The sequence below is a fragment of the Mycobacterium sp. URHB0021 genome (assembly GCF_054057895.1).
This window is the reverse complement of record NZ_JBSRZT010000002.1, coordinates 6,759,959-6,775,406: the sequence shown is the minus strand read 5'-3', so window position 1 is coordinate 6,775,406 and position 15,448 is coordinate 6,759,959. Positions and strand designations below refer to the sequence as shown.

Sequence of the window (15,448 nt, the reverse complement as noted above, 5' to 3'; positions counted from 1 at the left end):
ATCTCGACCGAATCGCGATCTCACCGCAGTCTCGGCGCAGGTTCGCGCGCTCAGCCCGCCGGCGTCACCCAGGTGGTGATGTCGGCGTGCACGACTTCGGTGCCATCACGGTCGACGATGCTGACGGGTACGACGAGATCGATGCCTTCGGCGATCGAGGAGAAGTCGGGCGGTTCCAGTCGGGCCTGCGCCCGCAGCGACGTCGTCGCCTTCTGCAGATACTGAACATTCATCGCTTTGGGAATCCAGCGGTGGCTGGTCGGCACGGTCGCCTCCATCAGCATTCCCATCGCCATCTCGGCCGCGTTGCAGGACGCGATCGCGTGCACGGTGTGCAGGTGGTTGTGGACGAAGTACCACTTCGGCACGGTGACCTCGGCGAAGCCGGGCTCCATCGTCACGACGTGCGGGAGGATCGATGCGAAGTACGGCACTCGCACCATCGCCGCGGCGGAGAACAACCGGGTTCCGCCAGGGCGCCCGGCGAGGCGTTTCCACATCCGGAATGTCGTCGTCGGGCCCGCCATGGCGAGCAACCTTACTCTGGAGTAAGGAGACGCCGCTCGAGCGTATGGGGTCTTTCCGGATCCCGGATGAACCAACGGTCGGGCCAAAACTTCGGGTAAGGCGTCCACCGGCGTCCGAATCGAGGAGATTTACGACAGTTGAGTTCGAGCCTCGGGAATGCACCTGCGGCACGCCCATGTCGAGATCGTGCTACCCGGAACCGTGTCATGAACGCTCCATTCGCGGTGGGGGCCGGCGCCGCTTCGGCGTACGCTGCTGTGCAGTACGAACGCCGCTGCGGCCCGCCGGGCCGCGGAGTCGGTTTCGCGTAGCCAGGGATTTGGAGCGGGCCGTTTTCTAGGGCATACTGTTCGGGTTGCCCTGAGCCGGAACGGTGCCTTTTGTAGCCCATCCGGCACAGGGCATACGACCGGCGCCCATACGGGCGCATCCGGTCCCCATCTCGATCGTGACGATTTGTCGCCGCGGGAGAGTGCGCGTGGGGCGACACACCCGACCGCGGGGACCGGTGAACCACAGACAGGTAAACAGCGGCGGCACAGCCAGCGCGCGGCCCGGGAAATCCGGACTGTGCGCACGAAGACCAGGCCCAAGCATTGGGCCCGTTAGTAGTGAGGTAGGAGAAGCGTGGCGGGACAGAAGATCCGCATCAGGCTCAAGGCCTACGACCACGAGGCGATTGACGCCTCGGCGCGCAAGATCGTAGAGACGGTCACCAGGACGGGCGCCAGCGTGGTCGGCCCGGTGCCGCTGCCGACCGAAAAGAACGTGTACTGCGTCATCCGGTCTCCGCATAAGTACAAGGACTCGCGGGAGCACTTCGAGATGCGCACGCACAAGCGACTGATCGACATCCTCGACCCGACGCCGAAGACCGTTGACGCTTTGATGCGCATCGATCTGCCGGCGAGCGTCGACGTCAACATCCAGTAGGAGACCTAGAAGAAATGGCTAGAAAAGGCATTCTGGGCACCAAGCTGGGCATGACGCAGGTGTTCGACGAGAACAACCGGGTCGTGCCGGTGACGGTTGTCAAGGCCGGCCCCAACGTCGTGACGCGGATCCGTACACCGGAACGCGACGGCTACAGCGCCGTGCAACTGGCTTACGGCGAGATCAGCCCGCGCAAGGTGAACAAGCCGGTGACCGGTCAGTACACCGCTGCGGGTGTCAATCCGCGCCGCCATCTCGTCGAGCTGCGGCTCGACGACGAAGCTGCCGCCGCGGAGTACGAGCTCGGTCAGGAACTGACCGCCGAGGTCTTCGCCGACGGCGCCTATGTCGACGTGACCGGCACCAGCAAGGGCAAGGGCTTCGCGGGCACCATGAAGCGCCACGGCTTCCGTGGCCAGGGCGCCAGCCACGGCGCGCAGGCGGTGCACCGCCGTCCCGGTTCGATCGGCGGCTGCGCCACCCCGGGCCGGGTGTTCAAGGGCACTCGCATGTCGGGCCGGATGGGCACCGACCGCGTGACGACGCAGAACCTGGTGGTGCACAAGGTTGATGCCGAGAACGGTGTGCTGCTGATCAAAGGCGCCATCCCCGGCCGCAATGGCGGTCTGGTGATGGTCCGCACCGCAATCAAGCGAGGCGAAAAGTAATGGCTGCTTTGAAGATTGATGTCCACACCCCGGGTGGTAAGACGGACGGCTCTGTCGAGCTGCCCGCGGAGTTGTTCGATGTAGAGGCCAACATCGCGCTGATGCACCAGGTGGTCGAGGCGCAACGCGCCGCGGGCCGTCAGGGCACGCACTCGACGAAGACGCGCGGCGAGGTCCGCGGCGGTGGCAAGAAGCCCTACCGGCAGAAGGGCACCGGCCGCGCACGTCAGGGTTCGACGCGTGCGCCGCAGTTCACCGGCGGTGGCGTCGTGCACGGTCCGAAGCCGCGCGACTACAGCCAGCGCACCCCGAAGAAGATGATCGCCGCCGCGCTGCGCGGGGCCCTCTCGGACCGGGCGCGCAACGGCCGCATCCACGCTGTCACCGAACTGGTGGAGGGTCAGACGCCGTCGACCAAGAGCGCCAAGTCGTTCCTGGCCACGCTAACGGCCGAGCGCACGGCCAAAAACAACAAGGTGCTGATCGTGATCGGCCGCACCGACGAGACCGGCGCCAAGAGTGTGCGCAATCTGCCTGGGGTGCATGTGCTTTCGCCGGATCAACTCAACACCTATGACGTGCTGAAGGCCGACGACGTGGTGTTCAGCGTGGAAGCGCTCAACGCCTACATCGGCGCAGCGAGCCAAGGTTCACACGACAACGCCGAGGAGGTTTCGGCCTGATGGCGACCGTCACCGACCCCCGCGACATCATCCTGTCGCCGGTCATCTCCGAGAAGTCATACGGACTGATCGAGGACAACGTGTACACGTTCGTGGTGCACCCCGACTCGAACAAGACCCAGATCAAGATCGCGATCGAGAAGATCTTCAAGGTCAAGGTCGATTCGGTGAACACCATGAACCGTCAGGGCAAGCGCAAGCGCACCCGGGCCGGGTACGGCAAGCGCAAGGACACCAAGCGCGCCATCGTCACCCTGGCCGCGGGCAGCAAGCCGATCGACCTGTTCGGAGCACCGGCGTAGCCGGCGGGAAGTAGAGAGACCTACAGAATCATGGCAATTCGCAAGTACAAGCCGACGACCCCCGGTCGCCGCGGTGCCAGCGTCTCCGATTTCGCCGAAATCACTCGCGACCATCCGGAGAAGTCGCTGGTTCGTCCGCTCCACGGCAAGGGCGGCCGCAACGCACACGGTCGGATCACCACCCGGCACAAGGGCGGTGGCCACAAGCGCGCGTACCGCGTCATCGACTTCCGTCGTAACGACAAAGACGGCGTCAACGCCAAGGTCGCGCACATCGAGTACGACCCCAACCGCACCGCCAACATCGCGCTGCTGCACTACCTTGACGGCGAGAAGCGCTACATCCTCGCGCCCCAGGGTCTCAAGCAGGGCGCCACGGTTGAATCCGGCGCCAACGCCGACATCAAGCCCGGCAACAACCTGCCGCTGCGCAACATCCCATCCGGCACCGTGATCCACGCCGTGGAACTGCGGCCCGGCGGCGGCGCCAAGATGGCGCGCTCGGCCGGCGCCAGCATCCAGCTGCTGGGCAAGGAGGGCGCCTACGCCTCCCTGCGCATGCCGTCGGGTGAGATCCGCCGCGTCGACGTGCGCTGCCGCGCCACCGTCGGCGAGGTCGGCAACGCCGAGCAGTCCAACATCAACTGGGGTAAGGCCGGCCGGATGCGGTGGAAGGGCAAGCGCCCCACTGTCCGTGGTGTCGTGATGAACCCGGTGGACCACCCGCACGGCGGCGGTGAGGGTAAAACCTCCGGCGGCCGTCACCCCGTCAGCCCGTGGGGCAAGCCCGAGGGCCGTACCCGCAAGCCCAACAAGCCCAGCGACAAGCTCATCGTTCGTCGCCGGCGCACCGGCAAGAAGCACCGGTAGGAGTAGACGATGCCACGCAGCCTCAAAAAGGGTCCGTTCGTCGACGACCATCTGCTCAAGAAGGTCGACGTCCAGAACGACAAGAACACGAAGCAGGTCATCAAGACCTGGTCGCGTCGATCGACCATCATCCCCGATTTCATCGGGCACACCTTCGCGGTGCACGACGGCCGCAAGCACGTCCCGGTGTTCGTCACCGAGGCGATGGTCGGACACAAGCTCGGCGAGTTCGCGCCGACCCGCACGTTCAAGGGTCATATCAAGGACGACCGCAAGGCGAAGCGGCGATGAGCGCTTGCGCGAAGAGCAGAGGGAACCGGTAATGATTACGACGACTGAATATCCGTCCGCGGTCGCGAAGGCGCGCTTCGTGCGCATCTCGCCGACCAAGGCGCGCCGGGTCATCGACCTGGTGCGCGGTAAGTCGGTGACCGAAGCGCTGGACATTCTGCGGTGGGCGCCGCAGGCCGCCAGCGAGCCGGTCGCCAAGGTGATCGCCAGTGCCGCGGCCAATGCGCAGAACAACGAGGGCCTGGATCCGTCCACCCTGGTCGTCGCCACCGTCTACGCCGACGAGGGCCCGACGGCCAAACGCATCCGTCCGCGTGCCCAGGGCCGCGCGTTCCGGATCCGCAAGCGCACCAGCCACATCACCGTGATCGTGGAGAGCCGACCCAGCCGTGACGGTGGACGCGGTGAGCGCACCGGCCAGTCGGCAGGTGCTTCACGTGCGCGTCGTGCGCAGGGCAGCAAGGCCGCCGCTGCAAAGAAGGCGCCCGCGACCAAGGCGGCCGCCGAGACGGCGGCTGCAACACCGGCGCCCGCCCAGAAGGCCGCCGCCAAGGCGGCTTCAAAGACTGCTGAAGCTTCAGACGAAGCGAAGGAGGGCTCAGAGTAGTGGGCCAGAAAATCAATCCCCACGGCTTCCGGCTCGGTATCACCACCGACTGGAAGTCCCGGTGGTACGCCGACAAGCAGTACAAGGACTACGTCAAGGAAGACGTGGCGATCCGTCGGCTGCTGGCCACCGGTCTCGAGCGCGCCGGCATCGCCGACGTGGAGATCGAGCGCACCCGCGACCGGGTCCGAGTCGATATCCATACCGCGCGTCCCGGCATCGTCATCGGCCGCCGCGGCACGGAGGCCGACCGCATCCGCGCCGATCTGGAGAAGCTCACCGGCAAACAGGTTCAGCTGAACATCCTCGAGGTCAAGAACCCCGAGTCGGTGGCGCAGCTGGTGGCGCAGGGTGTCGCCGAGCAGCTGTCCAACCGTGTCGCGTTCCGGCGCGCCATGCGCAAGGCCATCCAGTCGGCGATGCGCCAGCCCAACGTCAAGGGCATCCGCGTGCAGTGCTCGGGCCGCCTCGGCGGGGCCGAGATGAGCCGCTCGGAGTTCTACCGCGAGGGTCGGGTTCCGCTGCACACGTTGCGCGCCGACATCGATTACGGCCTCTACGAGGCCAAGACCACCTTCGGTCGTATCGGCGTGAAGGTGTGGATCTACAAGGGCGACATCGTCGGCGGCAAGCGCGAGCTGACCGCCGCGGTTCCCGCCGGTGCGGACCGGCCGCGCCGTGAGCGTCCGTCGGGTACCCGTCCGCGGCGAAGCGGCGCGTCGGGAACCACCGCGACGAGCACCGATGCCGGTCGCGCTGCGTCGGGCGCCGAAGAGGCGCCCGCGGTCGCGGAGGCGACCACAGGCACCGAGGCTGCTGCGGGTGCAGCGGTCGAGGCGCCCGTAACGGAGAACACGGAGAGCTGATTCATGTTGATTCCCCGCAAGGTCAAGCACCGTAAGCAACACCACCCCCGGCAGCGCGGCATCGCCAGCGGCGGGACGTCGGTGAGCTTCGGCGACTATGGCATCCAGGCGCTCGAGCACGCGTACATCACCAACCGGCAGATCGAGTCCGCTCGTATCGCCATCAACCGGCACATCAAGCGTGGCGGCAAGGTGTGGATCAACATCTTCCCGGACCGTCCGCTGACCAAGAAGCCTGCCGAAACCCGAATGGGTTCGGGTAAGGGTTCGCCGGAATGGTGGGTGGCCAACGTCAAGCCCGGACGGGTGCTGTTCGAGCTGAGCTACCCCGATGAGAAGATCGCGCGCGACGCGCTGACCCGTGCGATCCACAAGTTGCCGATCAAGGCGCGCATCGTGACCAGAGAGGAGCACTTCTGATGGCGGTGGGAGTGTCGACCGGTGAACTGCGCGAGTTGACCGACGACGAGTTGAAGGACAAGCTGCGCGAGTCCAAGGAAGAGCTGTTCAACCTGCGCTTCCAGATGGCCACCGGCCAGCTCGCCAACAACCGGCGGCTGCGCACGGTGCGGCAGGAGATCGCGCGTGTGTACACCGTTTTGCGTGAACGTGAGTTGGGTCTGGCTTCCGGGCCCGCTGGTGAGGATTCGTAATGGCAGACAATACTGAACCCAAGAGCGGCGAGAAGGGTCCGAAGCACACGCCGCGCACGGACAAGCCGCGCAGTCGTCGCAAGACGCGCATCGGCTATGTCGTCAGCGACAAGATGCAGAAGACCATCGTTGTCGAGCTGGAGGACCGCAAGAGCCACCCGCTGTACGGCAAGATCATCCGGACCACCACGAAGGTCAAGGCGCACGACGAGAACAGCATCGCCGGCATCGGCGACCGGGTTTCGCTGATGGAAACCCGCCCGCTGTCGGCCACCAAGCGCTGGCGCCTCGTCGAGATCCTCGAGAAGGCCAAGTAGCGCTTCCGGCGTGAACTGACGCAGGAGTCCCCGCACGCTCTGGCGTGGCGGGGACTTTTGCGTTTCCCGGACTGGCATCCTTTGTGGGATGCGCGGTGGCCAGCTGGCTGATCACCGGGCTTCCGTTCGCCCAGTTCAGCTCTCAGTACGGCAACACCGCAACCCTTGCGCAGTCGGGACTTGCGACGTCGGACTTCGGCGGCGGCCTCGTCTTCGCCGCGACGTGCATCACGCTGCTCGCCCCGACGCTGACCCGGACTTCACCGAGCTACTCAACGACCCCCGTCCACACCGCGTCGAGTATCAGTTGGCGGTGCCACCCAAGGGGCGCGGCATATCGGATGCGCTCAACGTGCGTTATCCGACGTTGTTCGACACCGGTGCCGATATCGCCAGACTTGAGCTCGAGATTCCCAACGACGGGGACAGCGAACCGACCTGGCGGCTATGCCGGGCGCAGGAGCCGGTTGCGGCCAACTGACTCCTCGTCGGCGAGTTCTTACTCCCGCCCGTTCTTGGCCTCGCGCCACTCCCGCTCGAACGGCAGCCGCCACGCATTGGGCGCGATCAACTGATGGATGGCGTTGGGGCCCCAGGTCCCCGCTGGGTATGACTTGACGGGCGGCGGGTCGGCGAGCAGTTCGGCCGACCGCTCCCACAGCGACTCGATGCCCTCGGCGGTGGTGAACAGCGTATGGTCGCCGCGCATCGCGTCCAGGATCAACCTCTCGTAGGCCTCCAGAACATCGCCGACGGTGTCGATCTCCTGCGTCGAGAACTGCATCGACAGCTTGTCCAGCTTCATGCCGGGCCCCGGTCTCTTGCCGTAGAACGACAGCGACACCTTGGAGTTGTCGGCGAGGTCGAACGTCAGGTGGTCCGGTCCCTGCGACCCGACACCGGAGCCGGTCGGGAACATCGTGCGCGGCGCCTCCTTGAACGCGATCGAGATGATGCGAATCCCCTCCGCCATCCGCTTGCCCGTCCGCAGATAGATCGGCACACCCGCCCAGCGCCAGTTGTCGATCCCGACCTTGAGCGCGATGAACGTCTCGGTTTCGGAATCTCTTGCCACGCCCGCGGTTTGGCGGTAGCCCACGTATTGGCCACGCACCACGTGGGCCGGGTCCACAGGCAGCATGGACCGGAACACCTTGTTCTTCTCCTCGCTGATGGCCCGCGGCTCCAGTGCGGTGGGCGGCTCCATCACCACGAAAGCCATCACCTGGAACAGGTGGGTGACCACCATGTCCTTGTACGCGCCGGTGCTTTCGTAGAAGTTGGCGCGCTCGTCGAGGCCGAGGGTCTCGGGGATGTCGATCTGGATGTGGTCGATGAAGTTACGGTTCCAGATCGGCTCGAACAGCCCGTTGGCGAACCGGAACGCCAGGATGTTCTGCGCGGCTTCCTTACCGAGGAAGTGGTCGATGCGGAAGATCTGTTGTTCACGGAATGTCTCGTGGACGAAGTCGTTGAGTTCGACGGCACTGGCAAGGTCGGTGCCGAACGGTTTCTCCATCACGACGCGCGACCGGTCCACCAGGTTCGCATCGCGGAGCATGGTGATCACCGCGCGGGCGGCCTTGGGCGGCACTGACAGGTAGTGCAGCCGACGCGCGCCAGGTCCGAGCTTCTTCTCCGCCGTGGCGACGGCGGCGGCCAGCGCGTCCGGACCTGCGCCCTGCGGCACATAGGTGACCGTCTCGGCGAACTGCGCCCACTGTTCGTTGCTGAGCTTGTGGGTCCCGAAATCGTCGACGGCCGACTCGGCCAGCCTGAGGAATTGCTCTCGGGTGAGATCCTCCAATGACGTCGCGACGATCTGGATGTGGGGCGCCAGCTCGGACTGGTCCAGATAAGCCAGGCCGGGAATCAGCTTTCGCCTCGCCAGGTCACCCGTCGCGCCGAACAGCACGACGACGTGCGGGTCGACGGAGAAGTCGTCATGACGGTGCGGCCGTGCGCCCGGCGCCGGGTAGGAGATCGTCTGCGGTTTGGTTGTCGCCACAATCGGCATACTTCCACTGCGGCGATGTCGGTGCATCCGTACCGGGTGCGCTGCCCCCGTGCCGTCACAGGTTCGACGACTCCACTCAACCCGTGGGAGAGTCGGCCGATCCCGCGATTGTCGCGGCCACCCCGTTGAGGAGCTGAGCCAGCCCCGACCTGAATTCGCCGAGGTGGTCGTTGCCCGAGCCGTCAAAGACACCGGCTTCGAGCGCGGCCGCCAAGGCGGGCAACCTGTCGGCATCCACGACGCGGCGCAGAAGCGTGGGATAGTCCGTTCCGTTGTCCTGACCGGCTTCGATGGCGAGGGCCGCCGCACCGCGCACGTAATGCAGCACGGCCATCATGGCGGTCAGCTTTTCCCGTTCGGCCAACGGTGTGCCGCTGAGTGCGGCGAGCCCCGCGTCCAGCCACGCCAGCTGGCCCGGATCGGCAGGCGGCCCCGCCGAGGCAGTCTGCAATATCCACGGATGCCGGTGATAGACGTCCCACAGTCCCGCTGCCCAATCGGCAAGCGCGCCAGGCCAGTCGACCCGGTCCGTCGGGACGGGCGGCGGACCCGGTGCCGTCGACAGCATGAACGTCAGCAGCTCCTCCTTGTTGGCGATGTGGCGGTAGAGCGACATCGTGCCGCACCCGAGCCGCTCGGCCAGGCGGGCCATCGACAGCGCGGCGAGGCCGTCGGCGTCGGCCAACTCCACCGCCGCCGCGATGATGCGCTCGCGGCTCAGGCCCCGGGACTGGCGGGTGTGCGGATCCGCCCGCCACAGTATTTCCAGCGCGCGCGGCAGTTCTGCTTCAGACATCAGGGATCAGCGTAATCGAGAAATACCGTAGACGCGTATGCCGTACGCTTTCGCGTATGACATACGCATCGGCTTCTGCGCGCCGGTGGCCCGCCCCGGCGCTGGCGGTCATCGTCGCCGTCTTCCTGGCGTACTCACTGCCGCCGTATTTCACCGGCGCGACGCGGGTGCCCCTGACCTTCGCCCTCCATTACCCGCTGCTGGCGGCCCATGTGATGCTGGCGAGCGCGGCGATGGTCAGCGCGGTCGCCCAGGTCTGGCCGCGGCTACGCACCCGGCACCCTGTTCTGCACCGCCGGATGGGCCGGATCTACGTCACGTCGGCGATCCCTGCGGCGTTGTGCGCGATGGTGATCGGTGCCGCCACGCCGTTCGGTCCGTTCCTGGCCGTCAGCAATGTGTTGCTGTCCGCGCTGTGGCTCTGGTTCACCGTGAAGGGCTATCTCGCGGGGCGGCAACGCCGTTACGCCGAGCATCGGCGTCACATGGTGCGCAGTGCCACACTCGCCCTGTCGATCATGACCAACCGGGTCTGGACGCCTGTTCTGGCCATGTCGCTGGACCCCTTGCAGGACAGCCTTTTTGACGGTGACCAGGAACACTTCAACTGGCTGGTGACCGGTGTCGGCGGCTGGCTGGGATGGACGATGCCGCTGATGACGCTGCAGTGGTGGCTCAACCGCGAATCGGTAACACCGTCGCCAGTTTCTCAGCAAACCTATACGCACCGGGTGTAATCTCCCCCGCGATCGTCAATATGGCGGCGGTCCACGACCGGAACGAGGCGGCATGGCGACCGAATTCAACGGCAAGATCGAGTTGGACATCCGGGATTCAGAGCCTGACTGGGGTCCGTACGCGGCGCCGACGGCGCCGGAAGATTCGCCCAACGTCCTCTACCTCGTCTGGGACGACACCGGCATAGCGACGTGGGACTGCTTCGGTGGCTTGGTGGAGATGCCCGCCATGAGCCGGATCGCCGAACGTGGTGTGCGCCTTTCCCAGTTCCACACCACCGCGCTGTGCTCGCCGACACGCGCCTCGCTACTCACCGGACGGAACGCGACGACCGTCGGCATGGCGACCATCGAGGAGTTCACGGATGGCTTCCCGAACTGCAACGGGCGTATCCCATACGACACGGCACTTCTTTCGGAAGTACTCGTCGAGAACGGCTACAACACCTACTGCGTCGGCAAGTGGCACCTGACGCCGTTGGAGGAGTCGAATTTGGCTTCCACCAAGCGGCATTGGCCGTTGGGGCGCGGATTCGAACGGTTCTACGGCTTCATGGGCGGCGAGACCGATCAGTGGTATCCCGAGCTCGTGTACGACAACCACCCCGTCGCGCCGCCGGGAACGCCGGAAGACGGGTATCACCTGTCGAAAGACATCGCCGACAAGACAATCGAATTCATCCGCGACGCGAAGGTGATCGCTCCCGACAAACCGTGGTTCTCCTACGTCTGCCCCGGCGCCGGCCACGCGCCGCACCACGTGTTCAAGGAGTGGGCCGACAAGTACGCCGGCACCTTCGACATGGGTTACGAGCGCTATCGCGAAGTGGTGCTGGAAAACCAGAAAAGGCTGGGAATCGTCCCACCGGACACTGAACTCTCGCCGATCAACCCCTATCTGGATGTCAAGGGACCCAACGGCGAACCGTGGCCGCAGCAGGACACCGTGCGTCCGTGGGACACCCTCGATGACGACGAGAGGCGGCTGTTCAGCCGGATGGCGGAGGTGTTCGCCGGCTTCCTGAGCTATACCGACGCCCAAATCAACCGGGTCCTGGACTATTTGGAAGAGTCCGGCCAGCTCGACAACACCATCATCGTGGTGATCTCCGACAATGGCGCCAGCGGCGAGGGCGGTCCGAACGGATCGGTCAACGAGGTCAAGTTCTTCAACGGATACATCGACACGGTCGAAGACAGCCTGCGCGTCATCGACAACCTCGGCGGTCCCGAGACCTACAACCATTACCCGATCGGCTGGGCGGTGGCGTTCAACACGCCCTACAAGCTGTTCAAGCGGTACGCCTCACACGAGGGAGGCATCGCCGACACCGCCATCATCTCGTGGCCCAAGGGCATCGCCGCTCACGGTGAGGTTCGCGACAACTATGTCAACGTCTGCGACATCACCCCGACCGTTTACGACCTACTGGAAATAACCCCGCCGGTCACCGTCCGCGGTACCCCGCAGAAGCCGCTCGATGGCGTGAGTTTCAAGGTGGTTCTGGATGCTCCGGATACGCCGACCGGCAAGGAGTCTCAGTTCTACGCGATGCTTGGTACCCGCGGCATCTGGAACAAAGGTTGGTTCGCCAACACCGTGCACGCGGCATCGCCCGCAGGCTGGTCGAACTTCGACAAAGACCGCTGGGAACTGTTTCACATCGAGACCGACCGCAGCCAGTGTCACGACCTGGCGGCCGATAACCCCGACAAGCTCGACAAGCTGAAGGCGCTGTGGTTCAGCGAGGCCGCGAAGTACAACGGTCTGCCGCTGGGGGACCTCAACATTCTGGAGACGATGATGCGGTGGCGTCCCTACCTGTCGGGCACCCGCGAGTCGTACTCCTACTATCCCGGGACCGCGGATGTCGGCATGGGCGCCGCGGTCGAGATCCAGGGGCGGTCATTCGCCATCATGGCGGAGGTGACGATCGACAGCACCGGAGCCGAGGGGGTGCTGTTCAAACACGGCGGCGGCCACGGTGGCCACGTGTTGTTCATCCAGGACGGGCGGCTGCACTACATCTACAACTTCCTCGGTGAGCAGGAACAGAAGGTGTCCTCGTCGGGCGCCGTCCCGCTCGGCGAACACAGGTTCGGGGCCGCCTTCACCCGGGTCGGGGTGGTCGAGGGCAGCCACACCCCCCTCGGTGACGCCGCGCTCTACCTCGACGGGACCGAGGTGGGATCTTTGCAGGGAATGCGGATTCACCCGGGCACCTTCGGGCTCGCGGGCGCGGCGCTGAGCGTCGGGCGCAACACCGGTTCGCCGGTGTCGCGCGACTACAACGCCCCGTTCCCGTTCACAGGTGGCACCATCGAAGAGGTGACTGTTGACATTTCCGGCAAGCCGTACGTAGACCTCGAGCGAGAGTTTGCGCGAGCATTCGCGAAAGACTGATGACCCGACTCCGCTGGACGATCCTCGTCGCGGTGTGTCTGGCCGCCGTGGTCCCGTCGGCGTGCGTCCGGACCAACGAAGGCACCCCCGTCGCCGTGCAGACTCCCGGAACCACCGCGCCGGCCCCGTCGTCGACCATCCCGACGAGGGAGGCCGATCAGTCGGCGCCTGGCGTCGTTTCCACCACCAGGGCGCCCGTGGCGCCGAACGCCGTCACCTGCTCACAACCCGTGCTGCCGCCGGTGCGGATGAAGGCCGAGGTGGACGATCCGAAGGCCCCCAGAATCACCGTCGGCGTACCCGACGGCTGGTCGACGTCGACCGGCTCGGGAGATATCGGTGCACAGCTGACCGGACCCGACGGAATGTCGGCCACGGTCACCATCGCGCCGACCCAGTTGGATCCTTCCTCGGCGTTCAGGAAGTACGCGGATGACCTGATGGGGCAGTCGGCGGTCAGCAGCGTCAGCGCCATGCCGGGCGAGCTGTGCGTTTACAGCGGCCAGAAACTCATGGGCGCGTGGTCGGACACGCCGCAGAACGCCGTCCAGTTCGAGGACCGAATCGTCCATGTGTGGACGAATGGAGGCCCCAGTTATCTGGTGGCCGTCCACGTGCAGGCCCCGACGGGAACCGAGGGGTTCGATGCGGCCGCGTCGGTGCTGACCGAGGACTTCGAGATCGAACTACCCTGACATCCATGCTCACTGAGCTCGTCGAGCTTCCGGGTGGGTCGTTCCGGATGGGCTCGACGAAGTTCTATCCCGAAGAAGTGCCGGTGCACACCGTCACGGTGGCCGCCGTGGCCGTCGAACGCCATCCGGTGACCAACGCCCAGTTCGCCGAGTTCGTCGCGGCCACCGGGTACGTCACGGTGGCCGAACAGCCGCTCGACCCGGCGCTCTATCCCGGCGTGGCGGAGCGGGATCTGATCCCCGGCGCGCTGGTGTTCCGGCCCACCCGCGGACCGGTCGATCTGCGGGACTGGCGGCAGTGGTGGCACTGGTCGCCGGGCGCCAGCTGGCGCCGTCCGTTCGGTCCCGACAGCGACAGCTGGAAATTGGGGGCCCGGCTCGACCATCCCGTTGTGCAAGTGGCCTATCCGGACGCCGCGGCCTACGCCCGCTGGGCGCACCGCAGGCTGCCCACGGAGGCGGAGTGGGAATACGCCGCGCGTGGCGGCGCCGACACCACCTACCCATGGGGCGAGGACGCCGCGCCGAATGGTGAGTTGATGGCGAATACGTGGCAGGGCAGGTTCCCGTACCGCAACGACGGGGCGCTGGGGTGGAGGGGCACGTCACCCGTGGGTGTTTTCCCGCCCAACGGCTTTGGGCTTTCGGACATGATCGGGAACGTCTGGGAATGGACGACCACGCAATTCTCGGCGCATCATCGGCTCGACGAGCCCGCCCAGGGATGCTGCCCGCCGGCGCATGCGGATCCGACGGTGAGCCAGGCGCTCAAGGGTGGTTCGCACCTGTGTGCGCCGGAGTATTGCCACCGCTATCGGCCTGCCGCCCGGTCGCCACAGTCCCAGGACAGCGCCACCACCCACATCGGTTTCCGCTGTGTGGCAGACATCGGCTAGCGCGGCACGGGGGCGGCCGCGGCCAGCCGTTCGGACAGTTTGGCGGTGAGCGCGAACGAACCCGCGAGGACGGCGACCAGCAGCACCCCGAGGCCGATGACGCTGCCGCTGAGGGTGGGGTCCGCATCGCCGGCCTGCGCTCTGGCCGAGCCGTTGAGGAACGTCATGGCCAGCAGCGCCCCGGCGGCGAGCACCACTTCCGCCGCCGCCAGGAGGGGAGCCGTGCGCAGGGCGAGACCGAACACCGAGCCGGTGTCGCCTGCCGCCCGGGCGTGGGCCATCCGTGGCATCAGCACGAACTCATGGGATGCGCCGATGAGAACGATCACCGCCACCAGCGACACCTTCACCAGCAGGACGTTGCCGAATTTGGTGGTGAACAGCTCGGCGGGACTACCGACGAGCGTCCAGGCCATGTACAGCCCGCTGACCATCAGGCAACCCATCGCGACCAGGGCGACGGTGCTGAACCGGCTCCACAGCTGTGCCCACACCACGCCCGCGCTCCGGGTCAACCGATGCCGCGCCAGCGCCAGTGCCACCAGCCCCGCGACGCCGCCGATCCACGTGCACACCGCGAGGACGTGGACGTGATTGGCCACGTCGTCGATCAGACTGTCGGCCGTCTCGGTGCTGAAAGTCGTTGGCACCAGGCTTATCTGGTGCGACACCAGGGTGATCGTCAGCGCAGTCCACACCACTGTCGTCAGCCGCGGCCGGACTCGCCGAACCCACAGCGACATCAGCACGATCGCGGCCAGTACCCACATCCCGTACTGAACGGCGGACACCGCGCCGGCGGAGATCCACTGCGCCGGTTTACCGGGCGTCGTCACGTAACCCCACATCGCCGCGGGGGACAGGGCGTCGCCGTACGGGGTTTTGGCGCCGCCGGGTCCTGGCGCGCGGGCGACGAGGGCGGCGAACTGGAAGTAGAGCGCCACCACGAAGAAGACGCCGGCACCGGCGAGCAACTGAGCAGTCCGCCCGTGCAGCACCGCGCGGTCGGCGGCATCCACCGACGGCCGGCTCAGCACCGGCCGCAACACCAACAGATGCAGCAGACAGCCGCCGATCACGCCGATCATCCCCGCGAAGTAGCCGGCCTTGGAGAGCACCCGCCACGCTGGCGGGGTCGGATTCGCCAGGGCGGCGGGTACGGCTTGGGCCAACAGGGACACCATC

General features: G+C 66.2%; 19 protein-coding genes and 1 pseudogene. 16 read left to right on the top strand and 4 right to left on the bottom strand.

Annotated elements, in window-relative coordinates; all coding sequences use genetic code 11:
• Positions 1-50: 50 nt before the first annotated feature.
• A complete protein-coding gene (locus tag ACVWWN_RS35460; RefSeq protein WP_457148021.1) occupies positions 51-527 on the bottom strand; it encodes a hotdog fold domain-containing protein in 477 nt (158 codons plus the stop codon).
• Between the two features lie 628 nt (positions 528-1,155).
• On the opposite strand from ACVWWN_RS35460, the gene rpsJ reads away from it, so the two are divergent.
• From rpsJ to ACVWWN_RS35400, 12 genes and pseudogenes are all read left to right on the top strand, one after another.
• Positions 1,156-1,461: a 30S ribosomal protein S10 gene (rpsJ, locus tag ACVWWN_RS35455; RefSeq protein ID WP_003883485.1), complete on the top strand. Its 306-nt coding sequence runs from the start codon at positions 1,156-1,158 to the stop codon at positions 1,459-1,461.
• A 14-nt stretch (positions 1,462-1,475) separates the two neighbouring features.
• On the top strand, positions 1,476-2,129 hold the full coding sequence (gene rplC / locus ACVWWN_RS35450; protein WP_457148020.1) for a 50S ribosomal protein L3: 654 nt from the start codon (positions 1,476-1,478) through the stop codon (positions 2,127-2,129).
• The gene (gene rplD, locus ACVWWN_RS35445; protein ID WP_457148019.1) at positions 2,129-2,812 is read left to right on the top strand and encodes a 50S ribosomal protein L4; all 684 of its coding nucleotides are present in this window, start codon (positions 2,129-2,131) and stop codon (positions 2,810-2,812) included. The genes rplC and rplD overlap by 1 nt, the downstream gene beginning before the upstream one ends.
• Positions 2,812-3,114, top strand: coding sequence for a 50S ribosomal protein L23 (rplW, locus tag ACVWWN_RS35440; protein ID WP_457148018.1), 303 nt, complete (start codon positions 2,812-2,814; stop codon positions 3,112-3,114). Before rplD ends, rplW begins: the two co-directional genes overlap by 1 nt.
• A 30-nt stretch (positions 3,115-3,144) precedes the next feature.
• A complete protein-coding gene (rplB, locus tag ACVWWN_RS35435; RefSeq protein ID WP_457148017.1) occupies positions 3,145-3,984 on the top strand; it encodes a 50S ribosomal protein L2 in 840 nt (279 codons plus the stop codon).
• Positions 3,985-3,993: 9 nt separating this feature from the next.
• Positions 3,994-4,275 carry a 30S ribosomal protein S19 gene (rpsS, locus tag ACVWWN_RS35430; protein WP_064283843.1) on the top strand — a complete coding sequence of 94 codons (282 nt, stop codon included), beginning with the start codon at positions 3,994-3,996 and terminating at the stop codon, positions 4,273-4,275.
• A gap of 31 nt (positions 4,276-4,306) precedes the next feature.
• Positions 4,307-4,882 (top strand): 50S ribosomal protein L22, encoded by a 576-nt coding sequence (gene rplV / locus ACVWWN_RS35425; protein WP_457148016.1) that lies wholly within the window; start codon positions 4,307-4,309, stop codon positions 4,880-4,882.
• Complete coding sequence (gene rpsC / locus ACVWWN_RS35420; RefSeq protein WP_457148015.1) at positions 4,882-5,748, top strand: 30S ribosomal protein S3; 867 nt, start codon at positions 4,882-4,884, stop codon at positions 5,746-5,748. The genes rplV and rpsC overlap by 1 nt, the downstream gene beginning before the upstream one ends.
• Positions 5,749-5,751: 3 nt before the next feature.
• Positions 5,752-6,168 carry a 50S ribosomal protein L16 gene (rplP, locus tag ACVWWN_RS35415; RefSeq protein WP_457148014.1) on the top strand — a complete coding sequence of 139 codons (417 nt, stop codon included), beginning with the start codon at positions 5,752-5,754 and terminating at the stop codon, positions 6,166-6,168.
• On the top strand, positions 6,168-6,401 hold the full coding sequence (gene rpmC, locus ACVWWN_RS35410) for a 50S ribosomal protein L29 (protein WP_457148013.1): 234 nt from the start codon (positions 6,168-6,170) through the stop codon (positions 6,399-6,401). Before rplP ends, rpmC begins: the two co-directional genes overlap by 1 nt.
• Complete coding sequence (gene rpsQ / locus ACVWWN_RS35405; RefSeq protein WP_457148012.1) at positions 6,401-6,718, top strand: 30S ribosomal protein S17; 318 nt, start codon at positions 6,401-6,403, stop codon at positions 6,716-6,718. Before rpmC ends, rpsQ begins: the two co-directional genes overlap by 1 nt.
• Before the next feature lie 247 nt (positions 6,719-6,965).
• Positions 6,966-7,199 (top strand): annotated as a pseudogene (locus tag ACVWWN_RS35400) (ABC transporter); the annotation flags it as partial.
• Positions 7,200-7,217: 18 nt separating this feature from the next.
• Here ACVWWN_RS35400 and zwf read toward each other — a convergent pair.
• Both zwf and ACVWWN_RS35390 read right to left on the bottom strand, forming a co-directional pair.
• Positions 7,218-8,726 carry a glucose-6-phosphate dehydrogenase gene (zwf, locus tag ACVWWN_RS35395; protein ID WP_457148011.1) on the bottom strand — a complete coding sequence of 503 codons (1,509 nt, stop codon included), beginning with the start codon at positions 8,724-8,726 and terminating at the stop codon, positions 7,218-7,220.
• Positions 8,727-8,811: 85 nt separating this feature from the next.
• Positions 8,812-9,531, bottom strand: coding sequence for a TetR/AcrR family transcriptional regulator (locus ACVWWN_RS35390; protein ID WP_457148010.1), 720 nt, complete (start codon positions 9,529-9,531; stop codon positions 8,812-8,814).
• 56 nt (positions 9,532-9,587) lie between these two features.
• Here ACVWWN_RS35390 and ACVWWN_RS35385 point away from each other — a divergent pair, with 56 nt between their 5' ends.
• The 4 genes from ACVWWN_RS35385 to ACVWWN_RS35370 are packed head-to-tail and all read left to right on the top strand — an operon-like array spanning position 9,588 to position 14,263.
• Complete coding sequence (locus tag ACVWWN_RS35385; RefSeq protein WP_457148009.1) at positions 9,588-10,268, top strand: DUF2306 domain-containing protein; 681 nt, start codon at positions 9,588-9,590, stop codon at positions 10,266-10,268.
• Between the two features lie 52 nt (positions 10,269-10,320).
• On the top strand, positions 10,321-12,672 hold the full coding sequence (locus tag ACVWWN_RS35380; RefSeq protein ID WP_457148008.1) for a sulfatase-like hydrolase/transferase: 2,352 nt from the start codon (positions 10,321-10,323) through the stop codon (positions 12,670-12,672).
• Positions 12,672-13,367, top strand: coding sequence for a hypothetical protein (locus ACVWWN_RS35375; RefSeq protein WP_457148007.1), 696 nt, complete (start codon positions 12,672-12,674; stop codon positions 13,365-13,367). Before ACVWWN_RS35380 ends, ACVWWN_RS35375 begins: the two co-directional genes overlap by 1 nt.
• Before the next feature lie 5 nt (positions 13,368-13,372).
• On the top strand, positions 13,373-14,263 hold the full coding sequence (locus ACVWWN_RS35370; RefSeq protein WP_457148006.1) for a formylglycine-generating enzyme family protein: 891 nt from the start codon (positions 13,373-13,375) through the stop codon (positions 14,261-14,263).
• Here the strand turns inward: ACVWWN_RS35370 and ACVWWN_RS35365 are convergent.
• A complete protein-coding gene (locus ACVWWN_RS35365) occupies positions 14,260-15,447 on the bottom strand; it encodes a CopD family protein (protein WP_457148005.1) in 1,188 nt (395 codons plus the stop codon). The two genes, ACVWWN_RS35370 and ACVWWN_RS35365, sit on opposite strands and share 4 nt — an antisense overlap.
• Position 15,448 lies beyond the last annotated feature (1 nt).